Annotated in this window: 14 protein-coding genes; 6 read left to right on the top strand and 8 right to left on the bottom strand. The window is 42.4% G+C overall.

Going from position 1 to position 16,709, the window contains the following annotated elements; translation table 11 throughout:
- Positions 1-78 precede the first annotated feature (78 nt).
- A complete protein-coding gene (locus ACIQXU_RS03425; RefSeq protein WP_402874696.1) occupies positions 79-1,344 on the bottom strand; it encodes a BaiN/RdsA family NAD(P)/FAD-dependent oxidoreductase in 1,266 nt (421 codons plus the stop codon).
- Positions 1,345-1,549: 205 nt separating this feature from the next.
- Between ACIQXU_RS03425 and ACIQXU_RS03420 the strand changes: the two genes are divergently transcribed.
- Positions 1,550-3,151 carry a putative polysaccharide biosynthesis protein gene (locus ACIQXU_RS03420; RefSeq protein WP_402957837.1) on the top strand — a complete coding sequence of 534 codons (1,602 nt, stop codon included), beginning with the start codon at positions 1,550-1,552 and terminating at the stop codon, positions 3,149-3,151.
- A gap of 124 nt (positions 3,152-3,275) precedes the next feature.
- On the top strand, positions 3,276-3,998 hold the full coding sequence (locus tag ACIQXU_RS03415; RefSeq protein ID WP_402874702.1) for a pseudouridine synthase: 723 nt from the start codon (positions 3,276-3,278) through the stop codon (positions 3,996-3,998).
- Between the two features lie 81 nt (positions 3,999-4,079).
- Here ACIQXU_RS03415 and ACIQXU_RS03410 read toward each other — a convergent pair whose 3' ends face one another.
- On the bottom strand, positions 4,080-4,301 hold the full coding sequence (locus ACIQXU_RS03410; RefSeq protein WP_402874705.1) for a DeoR family transcriptional regulator: 222 nt from the start codon (positions 4,299-4,301) through the stop codon (positions 4,080-4,082).
- 522 nt (positions 4,302-4,823) lie between these two features.
- Here ACIQXU_RS03410 and ACIQXU_RS03405 point away from each other — a divergent pair.
- On the top strand, positions 4,824-5,174 hold the full coding sequence (locus ACIQXU_RS03405; protein WP_402986708.1) for a hypothetical protein: 351 nt from the start codon (positions 4,824-4,826) through the stop codon (positions 5,172-5,174).
- A 59-nt stretch (positions 5,175-5,233) separates the two neighbouring features.
- Here ACIQXU_RS03405 and guaC read toward each other — a convergent pair whose 3' ends face one another.
- The gene (guaC, locus tag ACIQXU_RS03400; protein ID WP_402957833.1) at positions 5,234-6,217 is read right to left on the bottom strand and encodes a GMP reductase; all 984 of its coding nucleotides are present in this window, start codon (positions 6,215-6,217) and stop codon (positions 5,234-5,236) included.
- Positions 6,218-6,540: 323 nt separating this feature from the next.
- Here guaC and ACIQXU_RS03395 point away from each other — a divergent pair, with 323 nt between their 5' ends.
- The gene (locus tag ACIQXU_RS03395; RefSeq protein WP_402986707.1) at positions 6,541-7,593 is read left to right on the top strand and encodes an NAD(P)/FAD-dependent oxidoreductase; all 1,053 of its coding nucleotides are present in this window, start codon (positions 6,541-6,543) and stop codon (positions 7,591-7,593) included.
- A gap of 51 nt (positions 7,594-7,644) precedes the next feature.
- Here the strand turns inward: ACIQXU_RS03395 and ACIQXU_RS03390 are convergent, their stop codons facing one another.
- The 4 genes from ACIQXU_RS03390 to ACIQXU_RS03375 all read right to left on the bottom strand — a co-directional run bounded on the left by ACIQXU_RS03390 (position 7,645) and on the right by ACIQXU_RS03375 (position 12,134).
- A complete protein-coding gene (locus tag ACIQXU_RS03390; protein WP_402986705.1) occupies positions 7,645-9,591 on the bottom strand; it encodes an FtsX-like permease family protein in 1,947 nt (648 codons plus the stop codon).
- On the bottom strand, positions 9,581-10,342 hold the full coding sequence (locus tag ACIQXU_RS03385; protein WP_402986704.1) for an ABC transporter ATP-binding protein: 762 nt from the start codon (positions 10,340-10,342) through the stop codon (positions 9,581-9,583). The genes ACIQXU_RS03390 and ACIQXU_RS03385 overlap by 11 nt, the downstream gene beginning before the upstream one ends.
- A 101-nt stretch (positions 10,343-10,443) precedes the next feature.
- Complete coding sequence (locus tag ACIQXU_RS03380; protein ID WP_402986702.1) at positions 10,444-11,448, bottom strand: sensor histidine kinase; 1,005 nt, start codon at positions 11,446-11,448, stop codon at positions 10,444-10,446.
- Positions 11,445-12,134, bottom strand: a complete 690-nt coding sequence (locus ACIQXU_RS03375; RefSeq protein ID WP_402874724.1) for a response regulator transcription factor — start codon at positions 12,132-12,134, stop codon at positions 11,445-11,447. The genes ACIQXU_RS03380 and ACIQXU_RS03375 overlap by 4 nt, the downstream gene beginning before the upstream one ends.
- A 435-nt stretch (positions 12,135-12,569) precedes the next feature.
- On the opposite strand from ACIQXU_RS03375, the gene codB reads away from it, so the two are divergent.
- Together codB and ACIQXU_RS03365 are read left to right on the top strand one after the other, a co-directional pair.
- Positions 12,570-13,829 carry a cytosine permease gene (codB, locus tag ACIQXU_RS03370; protein ID WP_402957824.1) on the top strand — a complete coding sequence of 420 codons (1,260 nt, stop codon included), beginning with the start codon at positions 12,570-12,572 and terminating at the stop codon, positions 13,827-13,829.
- Positions 13,819-15,099, top strand: a complete 1,281-nt coding sequence (locus ACIQXU_RS03365; protein WP_402986700.1) for a cytosine deaminase — start codon at positions 13,819-13,821, stop codon at positions 15,097-15,099. The genes codB and ACIQXU_RS03365 overlap by 11 nt, the downstream gene beginning before the upstream one ends.
- A 178-nt stretch (positions 15,100-15,277) precedes the next feature.
- On the opposite strand, the gene bcaP is transcribed toward ACIQXU_RS03365, so the two are convergent.
- On the bottom strand, positions 15,278-16,666 hold the full coding sequence (bcaP, locus tag ACIQXU_RS03360) for a branched-chain amino acid transporter BcaP (protein WP_402874732.1): 1,389 nt from the start codon (positions 16,664-16,666) through the stop codon (positions 15,278-15,280).
- Between the last annotated feature and the right edge of the window lie 43 nt (positions 16,667-16,709).

Raw genomic sequence — 16,709 nt, 5'->3', positions numbered from 1 at the left:
TGAATTCCTACCAAGGACAAATCATAGCTACACAAAAGAGGCTGATCCCGTAACGAACGGGATCAGCCTCTTTACATTCTATGAACGAGCATATAATGCAGCATTCATGCCGGCAAGTCGACCGGTCACTAATGCTGAAGTGATGTTATAGCCACCCGTGTATCCGTGGATGTCCAAAATCTCGCCACAGAAATACAGCCCGTCCATTAGTTTGGAGGCCATTTCCTTAGGTTGGATTTCTTTGACGGATACGCCGCCACCCGTTACGAAGGCCTTTTCAATCGACTGGGTTCCATGGACACCGAATTGGAAATCCTTGCATAGTTCGGCGAAGCGGCGGATTTTTTCATTGGAGATCGTCGCACCTTGTTCTTGAAGGTCGATTCCGCTCCGTTCCAGCAAGAAGTGGAGATACCGTTCCGGTACAAGTCCTTTTAACGTGTTTTTAATTGCCTTTTTCGGTTCGGACTTGATTTCCTTTGCGATATCTTGGAAGACTTCTTCTTTGTTTCGATCCGGAAGGGCATCGATTTTCATCGTCACTTCAGCGAGGTTCCACTTTTTCATCGCCTTGACGACGAATTGGCTGCACCGAAGAACGGCTGGTCCGGATACTCCGAAGTGCGTAAAGAGCATGTCCATTTTATGCGTAATCAACGTTTTGCCTTTTGGGTTCAGTACGCTTAATGAAACATCTCGAAGTGCGAGCCCTTGTAGCGTCTTTTCTTTAATGAATGTTTCATTACTTAGGACCGGGACTTCCGTCGGGAACAGCTCGGTGATTGTATGTCCGGCCTTACGTGCCCAAGCATAGCCGTCACCGGTTGAGCCTGTTTGCGGGACTGATTTCCCCCCGACGGCAATCACGACCGCATCCGTTTCGAAGATTTGACCATCTTTCAAGCGAACGCCGCTCGTTTTCCCATTATCATAGAGAACCTCAGCGACAGGGGAATTCTTATAGATCTTCACCTTCAAATCGGCCAGGCGCGTCAATAGGGCATCGACAACGCTTTGTGCTTTATCGTTGACCGGGAACATCCTGCCATGATCTTCTTCCTTTAGGGCCACGCCTAACTTTTCGAAGAACTGTATGATGTCTTCATTGTTGAATTCAGAAAACGCACTATATAAAAATCGCCCGTTTCCAGGGATATGCTGAATGATTTCATCGATGGAGAGCCTGTTCGTCACGTTGCAGCGCCCGCCACCTGATATCGCTAGTTTCCTGCCTAATTTCTCGCCTTTATCCACTAATAATACGTGGGCACCTTTTTCGCCAGCCGCAATGGCTGCCATCAATCCGGAAGGGCCACCGCCAATTACTATTACATCATATTTCAAAATGATCACGCCTTTATTTTTTTCAGTCTCTTCATTATATAGCAAGACCCTGTCAGAATGCGAACTACAATAAAAAGGAATGATTTGTTTGTATAAAATCCGTGAAAACGATAAACTTGAGTGTAGTTTTCTATAGAAAAAATCCTTTATTATGTTAAGATAAAGAGCGTGTGAAACGTAACTGAAAGAGGCAGGAAGGGATAAAATGTCGTCTAAGTTTTTAAAAGGGGCTTTTATATTAACCCTGGGAGCGATTATTTCCAAGGTTCTTGGTTTATTTTACGTCATCCCATTTGAACATATGGTTGGAAATAAAGGGGCCACACTCTATCAATATGGATATGTTCCCTATACGATATTCATTAGTTTCGCCACGGCTGGCATGCCGCTTGCCGTTTCTAAATTTATATCGAAGTATAATGCGCTCGAGGAATATGCAGTGGGGGAGAAGCTATTCAAATCGAGCTTGAAGTTAATGATGATCACCGGGTTCCTCGCCTTTGTGGTGCTTTTTACAATGGCACCGGTTTTCACTACCATGCTTGGCGTCAATAAGAACAGCGTGAGCGATATCACCTCTGTCATACGGGCGATCAGCTTCGCTTTGATCCTTGTGCCATTCATGAGCATCATCCGCGGGTACTTCCAAGGGCATGAAGCCATGGAGCCAACGGCGATTTCCCAGGTCGTCGAACAAATCGTCCGAATCGTATTTCTACTGGCCGGTGTGTATATTGTCCTGCATGTCCTTGACGGTGAATTGGTGAGAGCCATCCAGATCGCAACATTTGCGGCGACTGTCGGAGCACTCGGCGGTTTAGTCGTTTTGTTTTGGTATTGGAAGAAACAAAAACCGTATTTGGACAGCTTGAAGGAGAGAGACCGGGGGACGATGTCCATCTCTTTGATCCAGATTTATAAAGAGATTTTCTTATCATCGATTCCATTCATCTTTGTCGGGATCGCGATGCCTCTGTTCCAATTCGCGGACTTGATGACCTTCAACAGGGCAATGTCTTCGATTGGCTTACTGCATGTGGCCGAGGAGGCACTAGGGGTTCTCAACGTATATGCCCAAAAGCTTGTCGTGATTCCGATGACACTTGCTACCGGATTTTCGATGGCGTTATTGCCAACGGTGACGAAAGCTTTTGTAAGCGAGGATCAAACCGAGTTCACCCGCCAGCTTGATCAGGCTTTTCAAATCTTATTATTCATAACCATTCCGGCGGTCGTTGGGATGTCGGTGCTTGCTGATCCGATTTATAGTGCCTTTTACAGTCACGATTTGCTTGGGATTAGTGTGCTTAAGGCTTATGCGCCCGTGTCGGTTCTATTTGCGCTCTTTTCGATTTCTGCTGCTGTATTACAAGGTATCAATCAGCAAAAATACACGGTGCTCAGTTTGCTAGTCGGATTTTTGGTGAAGTTGAGCTTGAACATTCCGATGATCAAATTATTTGAAACGGAAGGTTCCGTATATGCGACGGCACTGGGCTATCTGGCCGCAGTCCTATTGAATTTGTACGTCATCTCCTACTTTACGGGCTATCGTTACAGCCTTACGATAAGAAGGACCGTCTTGATGGCGACTTTTTCCGCGATAATGGGACTTGCCGTTTGGGGTCTGCACAGCTTGTTATCCCTTTGGTTAACTTCTGAAGGCCGATTCCAGGCAATCTTGATTTCCGCCGTATGTGCGATTTTTGGGGCACTGATCTACGCGGCGCTCTCCTTGAAGAGCAAACTTGCCCATCGCCTATTCGGTACGAGAATTGATAGGTTGAAGAAGAAGTTGGGATTATAAAAAGATTGTGTTTTAAATGTAAGAAAAAGGGTAATGTTATATTATCCCCTGATTTAAATATATTGGCCTTGCCTGTCATGAAAATGGGCAAGGCTTTTTACTGAAAAGGCTTTAGGAGGAAACAATGAGAATTGATAAGATTTTATCCAATATTGGGTACGGAAGCAGGAAAGAAGTGAAGAAGCTCCTGAAGTCCGGAGCCGTGAAGGTCAACGACCGGATATTGAAGGACGCGAAGGAACAGGTGGACCCTGATGTTGAAATCGTAACAGTTCATGACGAACGGGTTGAATATAGAGAATTCATTTACCTAATGATGAATAAGCCTCCGGGCGTATTGTCGGCAACGGAAGACAAACACCAAGAGACGGTCATCGACATCCTTGAGCCGGAGGACGCGGTCTTTGAACCATTCCCGGTCGGCAGATTGGATAAAGATACAGAGGGGCTATTGTTGATCACGAATGACGGCAAGCTTGCACACCAGCTGCTATCCCCGAAGAAACATGTGCCGAAAACATATTTTGCGGTCATTGATGGTGAAGTCACGGAACGGGATATTGAAGCATTCCGTAACGGTGTCACCCTGGACGATGGGTATGAAACGAAACCAGGCGAATTGAACATTTTAAAATCGGGCCTGACTTCTGATATCGAGTTGACGATAATGGAAGGGAAGTTCCATCAAGTGAAGCGGATGTTTGAATCTGTCGGAAAGAAAGTCGTATATCTGAAGCGTCTTTCGATGGGAAGCCTGCAACTAGACGAGGATCTTGAACTTGGGGAATACCGGGAGTTAACGGCAGAAGAACTTGAACAGCTGAAGGCAGGTCAGCCTGCTGAATAAACAACAAAAAATGAGGCGGACTAGTAGTCCGCCTCAAATTACTTTTTACATATCGATTTTGTTCGGGTGGTCATTCTTTTTTTAAGATGACATCTTCACTTTTTTGCTTGTTGTTGTCCAAACACCACGGCTTGGGCTTTGAACAAGGTCATTGTACTCTAGGACATTTAAATCGCGTTGCACTGTTCGAGGAGTGATGCCAAATTCTTCTACAAGCTCTTGAGTAGAAACCGTACCGTTGTTACTAATGAACATATAAACGGATTTAATACGGGTTAACATGCGATTTGTTGAAGGTTTCAAACAAAATCACTCCTATTCTTTTCATTGTTATTCTGAACAAATGAAAACAACCGATATGTCGGACAGCATTTCAGCTGCCACTATGTACGTACTATACCCACCCTTTAACTCCTCGGAAACATTAAGAAAAAACAAGATGCCATATGCTTTATTTTACCCCTATACATATCTAAATTCCATACCAAATTTTAGAATTAACTAAATATTACATCTATTATATAGTTTTTTTAACCAAAATATTCATTTAAATTCAAAAATAAATGAATTTCAGGGTAGAATGAAAGCATGCCTTTATTTTGTCAAAAATTCCAAGGAATATTCATGGGTAAGGGAAAAATTCACTCCACTTCTAAACGATCATGTCCTTTTGTGAAGATAACCTTTCATCGGCAACCAACATATACTATGATATTTACAGTACCATTGTCATAGAGTATGAGATGAACTTGATGGTTTGTAAGGAAGTACACTTCAAGATGATTCTTTTAGAATTGAAATATAACCATATACGAGGTAGAGCATATGAACGAAAGATTAATGGAGTTTCTATTGCGGGACGAAGTGTCCAGACTTACGGGCATGAAGCGGCAAGTATATGAATTTATCGTGTATGAAGAAGATTACCTGGCTTCAAAAGCGGAAACGGTCGATCAATTTATGAGATTATTAGTGAAGCATTCTCCGCCGCGACTCGCGGCCCGACATTTTAATATGCCTTATGAAGAAATCATTCGGTTCATGTGTGAGATCGAAGAAGAGCTGAACGCACGGCTAGAAGAACGATGTAAAAAAGTGAAATGGATGGATTTTACGGAAAAGAGCCAGCGAACGTTTGATGATCATGATAAGAAGTTGTATCTATTTGTGAATTGAATAAGAAAAAACGGTGCAACGCCTAGTCGCTGCACCGTTTTTTGTATGGGGTTGAATGATCAATAAACTTTATCACCATTAAAAATTGAATTTTTCACGATGACATAATCTACAGTTCGAATCGCTTCTAATTTCGTTCCACCAGCATAAGAAATGGAGGATTGAAGATCTTGTTCCATTTCTTTTAATGTGTCTTTTAACGCACCTTTGTGCTCGACGAACATTTTCTTGCCTTCTACATTCTTCTTTTCACCTTTTTGAAACTCTGAAGCTGAACCAAAGTACTCTTTATAGATCTTTCCATCTTTCTCAACCAATTCGCCTGGAGATTCATCATGGCCTGCAAATAATGAACCAATCATCACCATAGTGGCACCAAATCTAATAGATTTCGCAATATCCCCATGTGTACGAATGCCACCGTCCGCAATAATCGGTTTACTTGCGGCCCTTGCACATAGACGTACGGCTGCTAACTGCCAGCCACCCGTACCAAATCCTGTCTTGATCTTCGTGATGCAAACCTTACCTGGTCCAATTCCAACTTTTGTTGCATCCGCCCCGGCATTTTCCAATTCTCTTACGGCTTCTGGAGTACCGACGTTACCTGCAATTACGAAACTATCAGGTAAGTGATGTTTGATATGTTGGATCATATTGATTACAGCATTGGAATGGCCATGCGCGATATCTATCGTAATGTAGTCCGGTACAATACGCTCTTCAGCCAATTCTTGTATGAACCCATATTCTTCTTCTTTGACTCCGACACTGATGGAAGCGATACACTCACACGCATGCATATCTTGAATAAAAGCTTTGCGCTTTTCTGGTTCAAAACGATGCATGATATAGAAGTACCCATTCTTAGCCAAGGATGTAGCGACTTTCTCATCTATAATGGTCTGCATATTCGCAGGTACCACAGGTAACTTGAAGGTATGTTTACCTAACTTTACAGTAGTATCACATTCCGACCGACTATTAACTATACATTTAGCGGGAATTAATTGAATATCTTCGTAATCAAACACATTTTCCATTGTTTACACCTCTATATACGAATGTTGTAATATTTTTTTATGAAATTGTTCGCCCATTGGTAATTTACATCATTTTCATCATTAAGTCAAAGCTTTTATTTTTAAATAAATCGAAAAATTACAAAAAGAAGCAGTTCTGCATCCTATGAATCTCCTTATCACGTACAATCTGAGCCCAAGGTGCAACAGGTGTAAGCGACGACCTAAGTAAAAAAAGAGAAAAGAACTTTAGTAGATAAAATTGTAAAAAAGAAGAAAAGAGTGTACATTTAATTTATGAGAATGAGAATCAATTACATTTGGTTTCCGAGGAGTGGTCATGAGTGAAACAGTACGATGTCTATGATGTAACCGTAATTGGGGGAGGGCCTGCTGGCCTTTATTCCGCTTTTTATAGTGGGTTAAGAGAAATGAAGACAAAGATCATTGAATATCAGCCACAATTAGGTGGGAAGATCCATGTATATCCTGAGAAAATGATTTGGGATGTCGGGGGACAGACACCTATTACGGGAGCTGAGTTAATTGATCAACTTGTGGAACAGGGATTAACCTTTAATCCCACGGTAGTATTGAATGAAAAGGTGGAGTCGATCAAGCGGGATGAAGATGGGATGTTTGTCTTGCTTACGTCTTCTGGCGGCCTGCATTATTCGAAAACGATCATCGTGGCCGTCGGTGGGGGGATCTTGAATCCGCAAAAGCTGGAAATCGATGGGGCAGAGCGTTATGAAGTGTCCAATCTGAATTACACAGTGAAGTCCTTAGAACGATTCAAGGATAAGACGGTAATCATTTCAGGCGGCGGGAATTCTGCTATCGATTGGGCGAATGAATTGGAGCCTATCGCCAAAAAGGTCTATGTGGCCTATAGAAAAAATGCGTTGGCAGGTCATGAATCACAGATAAGCCAATTGATGAAAAGTTCTGCGGAATGCCTGTTCAATACGTCCATTACAAAACTGGTCGCTTGTACCAATCATGAAGTCATTGAACGTGTAGAACTAACGAGTCATGAAACAGGGGAGGTTTCCCATTTATCAATCGATGAAGTGATCATCAACCATGGGTATGAGCGTGATGCCTCGCTACTTGAAAACAGTGAAGTGAAGGTGGATATGGCCGATCATTATTATATTGCAGGCAATGCAACCAGCGAATCCTCTGTAGAAGGGATGTATGCCGCAGGGGATATTCTTCAGTATGATGGGAAAGTGAACTTAATAGCGGGTACCTTCCAGGATGCCGCAAATGCAGTCAATCAAGCGAAACAGTTCATCCAGCCTGATGCGCACAAGGTGGGAATGGTTTCTTCACATAATGAAATATTCAAAAGACGTAATAGGGAAATCGTTCAACAGATGATGACGCGATAAGACATGCAGAAAGCTCCAGTCCCCTTATGGGCTGGAGCTTTTTGCGTGTATTTAAAGGGATTCCTTAATCACCTTTTTGTAATGGAAAACGGAAAGGATACCGAAGATCGAGTACAGTATCGTATAGAGGACCATGACAATGATCATGGGTGTCCAGACTTCCGTACCAAAGAAGAACCAGCCGGATTTAACGGCAAAATAGCTATGGAATAACCCAACGACTAGAGGAATCCCAAAGTTGAAGACCTGTTTGGCCTGAATCCCTTTTAACAAATCACCTTGTGTGAAACCAAGTTTTCGTAAAATGGTATAGTTCGCTTTTTCATTTTCGCTCTCATCCATCTGTTTGAAATAAAGAATGCATCCTGATGTGATCAAGAACGTTAATCCTAAAAAGCCGACGATGAACATCGTAAGACCCATGTTTATTTTTATACTTTGCAGTTCTTGGTATTGTGAACCACTATATTCTTTATCCTGGAAGGAAATCGTATCGAAAATCTTATTTGCCTTTTCGATATCACCCTTATTCTTTAAGTCAATCCCATAATAAACGGGAGAATCCAGTTGGAGTTCAGGGTCCAAATCCTTTTTCAGACGGTCAAAAACTGCTTGATCCACAATGGCTACTGGCATTCCGCCATTCGTTAAATAATAGGGAAGGATGGAGTCATCTTCTGGCCCTAAATAGTTTTGGGGAATGCTCATGTTTTTTCCCTTCAATTCGATTTTCCCGGAATCTTTAAGAGATGTTAAACTCTGTAGCGTTGGACTATACCCGCTGAAGATGGTCTCTTTCGGTGTGACATCGATCCTCTTCACCGACCGATCACTGACAATGGCAAGATTCATGATATTCGGGTCAAAGCCCGCTTCTTCTATGGAGCTATCCAGTATATCCTTTATATTGACCTTTGCCCGAATGACCTCTATCTTATTTTCGTTATATCCGATTGATTTTGCTGCCAATGCCTCTTTTAACTTGTTTGAATCCTCGCCATTGGACAGGGAAAAGTCAGTAGGTACATAGGATGTGGCCATTTTCTCCGATGAGTAATAGGAGATATAGGTCAAGGATAATAATCCGATTGCAAGAGCGGAAACGGTCGTGATGATGGTCAGTAAAACGGAATTGGATTTCATCCGGAACATGATGGATGAAAGCGAAAGCACTTCATTGATGTTCAGGTATCCATTCTTCCTCTTGCGGACAATATTAAAGAGGAAAGACACCGATCCCTTATAAAATAGGTAGGTTCCGATGATGACGGACCCCAGAATGAATAGCATGGCTATTAAAAGGGAATTCGCCTGAGAGAAAGAACCATCAAATAACTTCGTTGAAACATAATAGCCAGCAATGATCAGAATGATTCCAGCTATCCCAAGGATCATTTCAAAAATCGAAACCCTCTTCACTTTTCCTTCCGTGTTCGAAGTCACCCTAAAAAGTGATAAGATGGTCTGTCTTTTGATGAAACCAAAGTTCATCAACATGATGAATAGATAGATGATACTGAATACGATAAGTGTCTGAATGAATGGTTGCATGGTAAAGTGAAGGGCGGCGATCGCCTGGACTCCCGTAAGCTTGAATAATATCATGATGATCAATTTTGAAGCCGCAAACCCTACGAATATCCCCAGGAATACGGAACAGAAATACAGGATTAAATTTTCGACGCTCAGGATGCGGAAAATCCTGTTTTTGGTCATTCCTATTAATTGAAATAAGCCAATTTCCTTGCTGCGACGTTTAATGAAAATGCTATTCGCATATAAAAGAAAGATGGAAACGATGGCAATCAACAGAACGGAGGCTGCTTGAATGGCAGCTCCCCCTTTAATCCCCCCACTTACTTGATCCATTGACGGATCGTATTGCAAGGTAACAAAGGCATAATAAAGGGAGGCACTGAAGACCAAAGCGAAAACGTATAGATAATAATTCTTCAGGTTCTTTTTCAGACTGCGAAAGATGAGTTGATTAATGCTCATTATGCACCCCTCCTAGTACACCTTGTGTTTTCATGATATCTCTGAAGAAGGATTGTCTCGTTTCTTCCCCTTTATTCAATTGAGAATAGATCTGTCCATCTTTGATGAAGATGACGCGGCTACAGTAACTGGCTGCCACTGAGTCATGCGTAACCATGATGATGGTGGCATTACGCTTTTTGTTCAATTCGCTCATCTTGTTCAATAAATCGGAAGCGGCTTTTGAATCAAGGGCGCCTGTCGGCTCATCGGCAAAAATGATGCTTGGTTCATGGATGAAGGCCCGTGCCGCAGAGGTACGCTGTTTTTGGCCGCCGGAAATTTCATTCGGATATTTGTCCTTGATTTCATATATGCCAAGTTCATTTGCGAGTGTTTCGAACTTTTGCTCAGCTTCTTTTTTCGGCGTTTTGGTGATCGATAATGGTAAAAGAATATTTTCCTTGACCGTCAGAGTGTCCAATAAGTTATAATCCTGGAAGATGAATCCTAGGTGATTCTTACGAAATTCAGCCAGCTTCTTTTCTTTCATGCCGGAAATTTCTTTTCCTTCGATGACGATGGTTCCATTACTGATCTTATCAATCGAGGAAAGGACATTCAGAAGCGTGGTTTTTCCTGAACCGGACGCTCCCATGATACTGACGAATTCCCCTTCGTGTATGTTGATATCCAAGCCTTTCAAGACTTCTTGTTTATTGAATTTATTGCCGTAGCTTTTATGGATCTTTTTCGCTTCTAGTATATTCATTCCAATACACTCCCTTTATTTCGATATCTTCATTATAAAAGCCTTTCCCTTTCTTTTCCTTCGATTGGCCGAACAAAGAACAAAAGCATGTGACATCTTTGTCACATGCTAAGGAATTTAACGAATTGATTTTTTTGCGGGAAAGTCAGGATGAAAGTGGTCCCGATTCCGGGAGTGGACCGGACGGTTATATCGATGAATAAGGAATCCGCCACTTTCTTGGTTAAGTATAACCCCATTCCCGTCGCCCCGTGGTCTTGATGATTGGTCGTTGATGTGAATCCTTTATCAAAAATGCGGGGAAGGTCCCTTGGGTCGATGCCGCGGCCAGCATCCTTCACTTCAAGGATCGTTTGTCCATTGGATTCGTGGCTCTGTATCAAAATATCGGATCCTTCACTATATTTGATGCTATTGGTCAATAGTTGCCGAATAATGAATGCGACCCATTTACTATCGCTTAAGCACTCGGCTTTTTCCAATTGGATATCGAATCCAATCCCTTTTTGCATGCACCAAGATTGTAATGTCTTAATCTCGTCGAAAATAATCCCTTCCAAATCGGTGTTACCGATATATAGATCATTTTCCATGAAGGGTAGCCGCCGTTGATGCAACTGTTGATCAAGCAAAAGGTGGATGCGGAGCCATTCATACGTCATATGGGATTTGAGTTCTTCATCTTGTATGCGATCAATCATTAAACGTAGGGCCGTCAAAGGCGTCTTCACTTCATGAATCCAAGATAATAGTTCGTCCTTTTCCTGCTCCAATGTCATTTGTCCGTATGAAGCCGTCCGTTTCAGGTATTCGATTTGATTGCTGATGCTACGCTCGATGATCACTTCAAAAGGGCTTCCCGGTTCCGCTAATTGGCTTACATCCAAATTATCTTCCCGTTCCACTAAACTTCGATAGAATTTCGTTTCCTTGTGGTAGCGGACCACCAAAAAGATGATGAACATGATGAATGATAAAAAGACCATGTAGAGAATGGGGGATAAAGGAATCGCCGAATCAAGATAGGCGACGAATACGATGAATAAGTGAAAGAGGATGTAGAAAGTAATCCAGCTAAACCTTTCCCATATAAATTTCTTAATCATACATGATCCTCTTCGACCGCGATGTAACCTTGTCCCACTTTTGTTTCGATATACTGTCCCAACCCCACCTCATCGAGCCTTTTCCTCAATCGATTTACATTGACCGTCAAGGTATTATCGCTGATAAAGCGCTTATCATTCCATAAACTATTGATTAAATCATCGCGGCTCACTATTTTATTCTTCTGCTCAATCAGCCTTTTTAGGATGAACACTTCATTCTTTGTCAGCTCGATTGTTCCTGTCTCGGTTACAACTGTATTCTTCTCATAATCCAAGGTGGCGCCGCACCAGGTTTTTAGTTCGATCTTTTCTGTATTGTAATTATAGACACGACGAAGCGTCGCTTGTATCTTGGCAATCAGTACATCAAAATGAAAGGGTTTCTGGATGAAATCATCTGCCCCAAACTGCATGGACATCACGATGTCGGTCGGGTGATCGCGTGATGATAAAAAGAGAATGGGTACGTTCGAGTGGGTGCGAATCATCCTGCACCAATGGAACCCGTCGAATTTTGGCAATTGGATATCGATGAGGACCAAGTCGGGTTTAATGGCAGTGAATTCCTGCATCACCTTACTGAAATCGTTGATTCCATATACATCATAGGACCATTGTGCCAATCTATCTTTAATCTCATTGAATAATGTTGTATCATCTTCAATTAACAATAGTTTAAACAAGTAAGGGTCACCACGCTTTTCATCAATTTAATGAAAGTATATAGTAAATTCATTTAAGGTTCTAGAGGAGAAAGAGATTTAGGGTGGGATCTAGTTACAAAAGGTGACATCCATTTCCTGAAAAAAACACCCATGTTTGAATTTCATTTGAGTCTCTGTATGTAGTCCTTTTTGGTTTGTAAAGGAATCGCATAGAAAATTAGTATTGACTTATCGTCTATTTTTTGGAATAATGTTAATAATCAAATATTGGTATCTTTAATTCAGTCCCGTGAGGCTGACAAGGACAACGGATTTTTATGATGTGGGAGACGTCCATGCATTTTTTGCCTGGCTACTACTACTCGTCATAATGCAGAAGAGGTTTATTGTCGGTTGATGACAATAGACCTCTTTTTTCTTTGTGGGTATCAGTTTAAAAATGGAGGAAACGTTATGGGAAAAGTAGATGCAGAGTTTTCATGGCAAGCTGTACCGCAAGGAAATCGTAATAATTTTTGGAAGATTCTATCCATTATGCTGGGGTTCACTTTCTTCTCGGCAAGCATGTGGTCGGGAGGGGAATTGGGAACGGGATTAACATTGGTTCAATTCCTTCTCATCGTATTGGCGGGCAATTGTGTACTGGGCCTGTATACGGGGGCGTTGGCCCATATTGCCGCGAAGACCGGCCTTTCTACACATCTGCTTGCAAAGTATGCCTTTGGTGATAAAGGCTCTTATGTGCCCTCCTTATTGCTGGGGTTAACGCAAGTAGGTTGGTTTGGAGTGGGGGTAGCGATGTTCGCGGTTCCGGTCGAAAAGGCAACAGGGATTAATATCTATCTATTGATTTTGGGTTTCGGAATAATGATGACGATATCTGCCATCTATGGAATTAAGGCACTCGTGCTGTTAGGGTTCGTTGCTGTGCCGGCCATTGCCATTCTGGGTAGCTACTCGGTATTTGAGGCAACCGAAACAATCGGTGGGTTTCAGGGGTTATTAGATTATCAGCCTACTGAAATGATGGGAGTGGGTGCTGCCTTAACCATCTGCATTGGTTCATTCATCAGCGGGGGTACCTTGACGCCAGACTTTGCCCGCTTTGCCAAGACGACCCGGTCAGCCGTTGTCGCAACGGTGATTGCCTTTTTTCTAGGCAATTCACTTATGTTCATATTCGGGGCGATTGGGGCAATGACGTACGGTGTTTCGGATATTTCTGAAGTCATGTTCTTGCAAGAGCTGATTTTGCCGGCAATCATTGTATTGGGACTGAATATTTGGACAACGAATGATAATGCGCTATACGCTTCGGGATTGGGATTTGCCAATGTTACGAAAATTTCCAAGAAGAAACTTGTCGTGGTTAATGGAATCATCGGCACATTGCTAGCAATGTGGCTGTATACTAATTTCGTCGGTTTTTTGAATGTACTAGGAGCAGCAGTCCCGTCCATTGGGGCCATCATTTTAGCAGACTACTTTATCGTGAAACGTAGAAAATATGGGAAATTCGAAGAAATGTCTTTCAAAAAGGTCAATTGGTTATCGATGATTGCTTGGGCGGGAGGCGTCGCTTTGGCCCAGTTCGCACCTGGCATCGTGCCAATTAATGCTCTAATCGGGACCATCATCCTGTATGTTGCCTTGATGAAATATGTACCTATCAACAAAATACTAAGAAGAGGTGTACAGTCAGATGCTTATTAAACATGCTAAATTAAGAGGAAAAGAAGGTCTTTGGAATATTGTCGTCAGAGAAGGAATGATAGAATCGGTTACGCAGAGCCTTAATGAGAACGTTGAGAACGAGTTGAACCAGCCGATTTATGATGTGGAGGGGTCACTTGTTCTCCCTCCCTTTATTGAACCGCATATCCACCTTGACACGACGTTGACGGCAGGAGAGCCAGAGTGGAACCAAAGTGGGACGTTATTTGAAGGAATCCAGCGGTGGTCCCAACGAAAAGAGTCTTTGACGAATGAAGATGTGAAAACCAGGGCAAAAACGGCTTTAAAATGGCAAATCGCTCAAGGAATCCAGCATGTCCGTACACATATCGATGTGACCGATCCGGAACTTACGGCACTAAAAGCCATGCTCGAAGTAAAAGAAGAAATGTCGGATTTCGTTGATTTGCAGTTAGTGGCTTTTCCACAGGAAGGAATTCTCTCTTATCCGAATGGAACGGGATTACTGGAAGAAGCGCTAAAAATGGGGGCCGATGTTGTAGGGGGCATCCCCCACTTTGAGTTCACTCGCGAATATGGCGTGGAATCGATGAAGATTGCGTTTGATTTAGCGGAAAAATACGATCGCCTCGTGGATATACATTGTGATGAAATCGATGACGAGCAATCACGTTTTGTCGAAGTCGTCGCAAAAGAAGCTTACGAGCGGGGACTAGGTACAAGAACGACAGCCAGCCATACGACGGCAATGGGTTCGTATAATGATGCCTATACCTATAAGTTGTTTCGCTTATTGAAGCTTTCGTCCATTAACTTCGTATCCAATCCATTGGTGAATATTCATCTTCAAGGAAGATTCGATACATATCCGAAACGAAGAGGCTTAACACGTGTCAAAGAATTACAGGAATCAGGACTAAACGTATGCTTTGGTCACGATGACATATTCGACCCATGGTATCCACTAGGAACGGGAAACATGCTGCAAGTGCTGCATATGGGCATTCATGCTTCTCAACTAATGGGTTACGAGCAAATCGTCAATTCCATCGATTTAATTACCGCCAATAGTGCAAAAACCTTGCAAATCGAGGACCACTATGGAATCGAGGCGGGAAAACCTGCTAACTTCATTGTTTTAGCGGCAGAAAATGAATACGAAGCAGTCCGTAAACAGGCCATGGTACGCTATTCCTTCAGAAACGGGAACGTGATAGCCGAAACAAAGCCAAGGGAAACGACCATTAATCTGGGACAATGTACAGAGAACATTACTTTTAATAAATGATGGAAAAGCTAGGCACACAGGGTGTCTAGTTTTTTTGCGCTTGTAGGCGCTCTTCACTAATTGGTAGAAATACCATCAATTTCCGTGTGTGGAAGTGCGTAGTTGATTGGTCATGTATGATTCCAAAAATAAATGGCTGCTGCAGATGTGAACATCCACACCGCAACAGCCATATTTGTTATTTGTTCAAAATACTGTGCTTTTTACCGTAAGTAAAGTAAATGATTATACCGATGATCATCCAAATAAGGCACGCAATCCAGGTGTGTGCGGATAGTTGGGTCATCAGGAATATGCATAAAATAAATGAAATGACTGGAATGGCTGGGAAGAAAGGTACCTTAAATCCATCATTCGGAATGTCTTTGTTTTTGCGTAAGTAAATGACTCCGATTGATACAACAGTGAAGGCTAAAAGAGTACCCATGTTTACAAGCTCTGTTAACTTATCCAATGGGACGAAGCCTGCACATAAGGCAATGAGAGTCGCAAAAATCCATGTGTTTTTTACTGGTGTTTTACGTTTCGGATGAACTTCGCATAATAATTTTGGTAGTAAGCCGTCACGACCGAATGCGAATACTAGGCGAGTACCACCGTAAAGCATAACAAGGATTACGGTCATCATCCCAACGACGGCACCTATGGAGATAATACCGGCCACCCAATCTTGGTTAACCACTTTCATGGCAAAGCTTACAGGGTCACTTACATTTAACTGTGTGTAAGAAACCATACCCGTCAATACAAGGGATACAGCAACATACAATAAGGTACAGATAAAGAGCGAACCAATAATACCGATTGGCATGTTACGCTGTGGATTTTTAACTTCTTCGGCTGCAGATGATACTGCATCGAAGCCAAGATAGGCGAAAAATACTAAGGCCGCGGCACTTAGGACCCCGCTTGTACCAAATGGGGTGAATGGCTTCCAGTTTGTCGGTTCAACGTAGAATGCGCCGACTATAATAAATAGTAAAATAACGGCCACTTTCACACATACCATAATCGTATTGAATTTTGTCGATTCTTTAATGCCTAATGTCAACAAGGCGGCAATAAGGAAAATGATCAATATAGCTGGCAGGTTAATGTATGTGCCGTTGGCCGGATCAAATGAACCGGATATTTCGTGAGGAAGCAAAATATTAAACCCGGCAAGTAGCGAGCTAAAATAGGATGACCAGCCTGTAGCAACGGCAGCAACAGCTAAGCCGTATTCAAGTAATAGGGACCAGCCGACTAGCCAAGCAATGATCTCCCCAAAGACAATGTAGGAGTATGTGTATGCACTCCCTGTAACTGGAACGGATGAAGAAAATTCAGAGTAGCACATTGCGGCAAATGCACAAACAAAGGCGGCAATGATAAAAGAGAACACAATCCCAGGTCCTGCATGCTGGGCTGCAACGGTACCTGGAAGGATGAAAATTCCTGTACCCACAATGGCACCGACACCGAGTAGGATTAAATCAAACGCTCCTAGTGTCTTTTGTAATTGTACTTTTCCATGATTTTGTAAAAGTTGATTCACGGATTTTTTTCGAAATAAGTTCGTTTTCATTTTAAACACTCAATTCTTTTTTTGAATATCATAAAGATTCTAA

Origin of the sequence: Peribacillus sp. NPDC097284 (assembly GCF_044761765.1) — a bacterium.
Classification (GTDB): Bacteria; Bacillota; Bacilli; order Bacillales; family DSM-1321; genus Peribacillus.
This window is presented reverse-complemented; position numbering and strand designations above follow the sequence as displayed.